At 57.0% G+C, this 3,379-nt stretch carries 4 protein-coding genes; all 4 read right to left on the bottom strand.

All coding sequences use genetic code 11. The annotated features are described in order from the left end of the window. Positions 1-1,573, bottom strand: a 1,573-nt coding sequence (gene parE / locus HP459_RS22080) for a DNA topoisomerase IV subunit B (protein ID WP_171936846.1), incomplete at its 3' end; no start/stop codon positions are given. Between the two features lie 28 nt (positions 1,574-1,601). Further along, positions 1,602-2,183: an esterase YqiA gene (gene yqiA, locus HP459_RS22075; protein WP_023306967.1), complete on the bottom strand. Its 582-nt coding sequence runs from the start codon at positions 2,181-2,183 to the stop codon at positions 1,602-1,604. Next, the gene (cpdA, locus tag HP459_RS22070) at positions 2,183-3,010 is read right to left on the bottom strand and encodes a 3',5'-cyclic-AMP phosphodiesterase (protein ID WP_023298619.1); all 828 of its coding nucleotides are present in this window, start codon (positions 3,008-3,010) and stop codon (positions 2,183-2,185) included. The genes yqiA and cpdA overlap by 1 nt, the downstream gene beginning before the upstream one ends. 27 nt (positions 3,011-3,037) lie before the next feature. After that, the coding region (locus HP459_RS22065) for a DUF1249 family protein (protein WP_171936845.1) at positions 3,038-3,379 on the bottom strand (342 nt) is incomplete at its 5' end.

Here is a 3,379-nt window from a genome sequence, read left to right as displayed (position 1 = left end):
GCGGCAGCGCCACGTGGACGTGACCGTTTTTCACCAGCGCGCGGAAGTGCTTCACGAACAGCGCGCACAGCAGCGTGGCGATGTGCAGGCCATCGGAGTCCGCATCCGCGAGAATGCAGATCTTGCCGTAGCGCAGCTGGCTCAGATCGTCGCTGTCCGGATCGATGCCGATCGCCACCGATATATCGTGTACTTCCTGCGAGGCCAGCACTTCATCAGAAGAGACCTCCCAGGTATTCAGGATCTTACCCTTGAGCGGCATGATCGCCTGATATTCACGATCGCGCGCCTGCTTGGCCGATCCGCCCGCCGAGTCCCCTTCCACCAGGAAAAGCTCGGTGCGGTTGAGATCCTGGGCGGTACAGTCCGCCAGCTTGCCCGGCAGCGCGGGGCCGCTGGTCAGTTTTTTACGCACCACTTTCTTCGCCGCGCGCAGACGACGCTGGGCGCTGGAGATCGCCATTTCAGCCAGCATTTCTGCGGCCTGAACGTTCTGGTTCAGCCACAGGGTAAACGCATCTTTCACCACGCCGGAAACAAACGCCGCACACTGGCGTGACGACAGGCGCTCTTTAGTCTGACCGGCAAACTGCGGATCCTGCATTTTCACGGAAAGCACGTAGGCGCAGCGGTCCCAGATATCTTCTGCGGAAAGCTTCACGCCGCGCGGCAGAATGTTGCGGTATTCGCAGAACTCGCGCATCGCATCCAGTAGACCCTGACGCAGGCCGTTGACGTGCGTCCCACCGAGCAGCGTTGGGATCAGGTTGACGTAGCTTTCCGTCAGCAGCTCACCGCCTTCAGGTAGCCACAGCAGCGCCCAGTCCACCGCCTCGGTATCACCTTCGAAATTCCCGACGAACGGTTTTTCCGGCAGGGTCGGCAGGCCGTTAACCGCTTCGCACAGGTAATCGTTCAGACCCTTTTCGTAGCGCCAGCTCTGTTCGGTGTTGTTAACGTGATCTTTAAAGGTGATTTCTACGCCTGGGCACAGCACCGCTTTGGCTTTCAGCAGGTGCGTCAGGCGGGAAACAGAAAAGCGTGGGCTGTCGAAGAAGCTTTCGTCAGGCCAGAAATGGACGCTGGTGCCGGTGTTGCGTTTACCGCACGTCCCGACGACCTGCAAATCCTGCACTTTTTCGCCGTTTTCAAACGCGATGTTATACACCTGGCCGTCGCGACGGACGTTCACTTCCACGCGCTTTGACAGGGCGTTAACCACAGAGATCCCCACGCCGTGCAAGCCGCCAGAGAACTGGTAGTTTTTGTTGGAGAACTTACCGCCCGCATGCAGACGGCAGAGGATCAGCTCAACGGCAGGAACCCCCTCTTCCGGGTGAATATCCACCGGCATGCCGCGGCCATCGTCGATGACTTCCAGCGACTGATCGGCGTGCAGGATAACGTCCACGCGTTTGGCATGACCTGCCAGCGCTTCGTCCACACTGTTATCAATTACTTCCTGGCCCAGGTGGTTTGGGCGCGTCGTATCGGTGTACATCCCCGGGCGGCGGCGAACCGGCTCAAGCCCGGTGAGTACCTCAATGGCATCAGCGTTATAGGTTTGCGTCATGATTTAAGCTAGCAATTCGCATTGATTGTCAGTGGCTGTGCAGTCCAAGAAAATCGACAATCTGGGTGAAATGATCTTCAAAGCCCGTGAAAGCATGGTTTCCGCCCTCTTCTACAGTCTGGCGGCAGGATGCGTAATACGCCACTGCCTGGCGGTAATCCAGCACTTCATCTCCCGTCTGTTGCAGCAGCCAGATAAGATCGGGCGCTTCAAGCGGGTCGACCTGCATAACTTTGAGATCGTAAATATGGCGTGACTCTAGCACATATTGTTGGCCGGTGTAGGGGTTCTCGTTTTCGCCAAGAAAGTCCCTTAACAGCTCAAATGGCCGGACCGCCGGGTTAACGACGACAGCGGGCAACATAAAGCATTGCGACAGCCAGGTGGCGTAGTAGCCGCCGAGGGACGAGCCAACAACGCCAAACGATTCGCCGCCGTGTTCAAGCACAATCGATTCCAGCATTTCTGCCGCGTCCGCCGGATAAGGGGGCAGCTGCGGAATAATCATCTCCACGTGCGGATGATGTTCGCTCAGCCACTGGCGAAACTGCGTCGCCTTTGCGGAACGCGGAGAACTGTTGAACCCGTGCAGATAGAGGAGCGTCGACATCAATAGCCTTCTGAAGCGGTATCCGGGCGGAACTGCGCGCCAGCCAGACGGCACACTTCGGTGGTCAGCGAGCCGTCGGCATGCAGGTCCAGCCAGCGCCAGCCCGGTGCGATGGTGTCCAGCGTGAAGTTAGCGCAATGGGGCTTGAACTGCACGCAGGTGGACGGCGTCGCGAGCAGGCGGCGACCGTTCCAGTCGAGATCCTGTTCCTGGTGAATGTGCCCACACAGCAAATTTTTCACGCGCGGGAATTTCGCCAGCACGCTATCCAGCGCCGCAGAGTTGCGTAAGCTGTGCTGATCAAGCCAGCTACAGCCCGCCGGCAGCGGATGATGATGCAGTAACAGCAGCGTATTACGATTCGGTTCGGCGGCCAGTTTTGTCTCCAGCCAGTCAAGCTGATAGTCGCTCAACTCACCGTGCGGAACGCCAAACACCTGACTGTCGAGGAGCAGAATTTGCCACTGGTCCCCCGTAAAGACACATTTTGCCGGCGAAATCCCCGCCTCCTGAAGCGAACTGTACATGGCGGGCTGAAAATCGTGATTGCCCGGTAGCCAGACGCAAGGCACACTAAAGCTCGCAATTCCTTCGGCGAAATGCTGATAGGCTGCGGAGGATTGATCCTGCGCCAGATCGCCTGTCGCGACGATCAGATCGCATGGCCGCTTTTCAGCATGGATCGCGTCAAGAACCGCCTGATAACTCTCCCAGGTGTTCACGCCCAGAAGCGTCTCATGCTTTTCGGCAAAAAGGTGGGTGTCGGTGATTTGTAATATCCTGACTGGCGCCCCACCAGCAACAGTCAGGTTCAACAGGCTTTCCAAATGGTGTCCTTAGGTAGGTTTATGACGCTAACAAACCGGAATCGCCATTGCTCCATGTGCTAAACAATATCTTAGCCAGTCGGCTAAAAACTGGTTAATTTGATGCTTTTCGTCGCGTTGATGCAACTTTTTATTCGGATAATCATACCGCGCTTTGAAGCGAAAGATCTGCTGGCTTGAACACACTTCAGCGACCATCGCATCATGATAAAGACGTACCGTCATTGACGGCAGGCTCCAGTAGCTGATGCTCGGCGCCGTTTGCTCAATCTCCACCAGCGTAGTGTAGCGCGTTGATTCTGTTATCGTTAACCGATACTGCGCGTTGCTCACCTGATAGCTTACCGTTTCGCCGGGCGCGTCGTTTCG

Source organism: Enterobacter sp. CM29, from assembly GCF_013179605.1.
Taxonomy (GTDB): Bacteria; Pseudomonadota; Gammaproteobacteria; order Enterobacterales; family Enterobacteriaceae; genus Enterobacter; species Enterobacter intestinihominis.
Note: the sequence above shows the minus strand (reverse complement) of the source record. Positions and strands in the feature narration are given on the sequence as shown.

What these genes read in the sequence shown, in the direction of transcription:
- yqiA (WP_023306967.1), bottom strand. Translation starts at nt 2,183, where the DNA reads ATGTCGACGCTCCTCTATCTGCACGGGTTCAACAGTTCTCCGCGTTCC.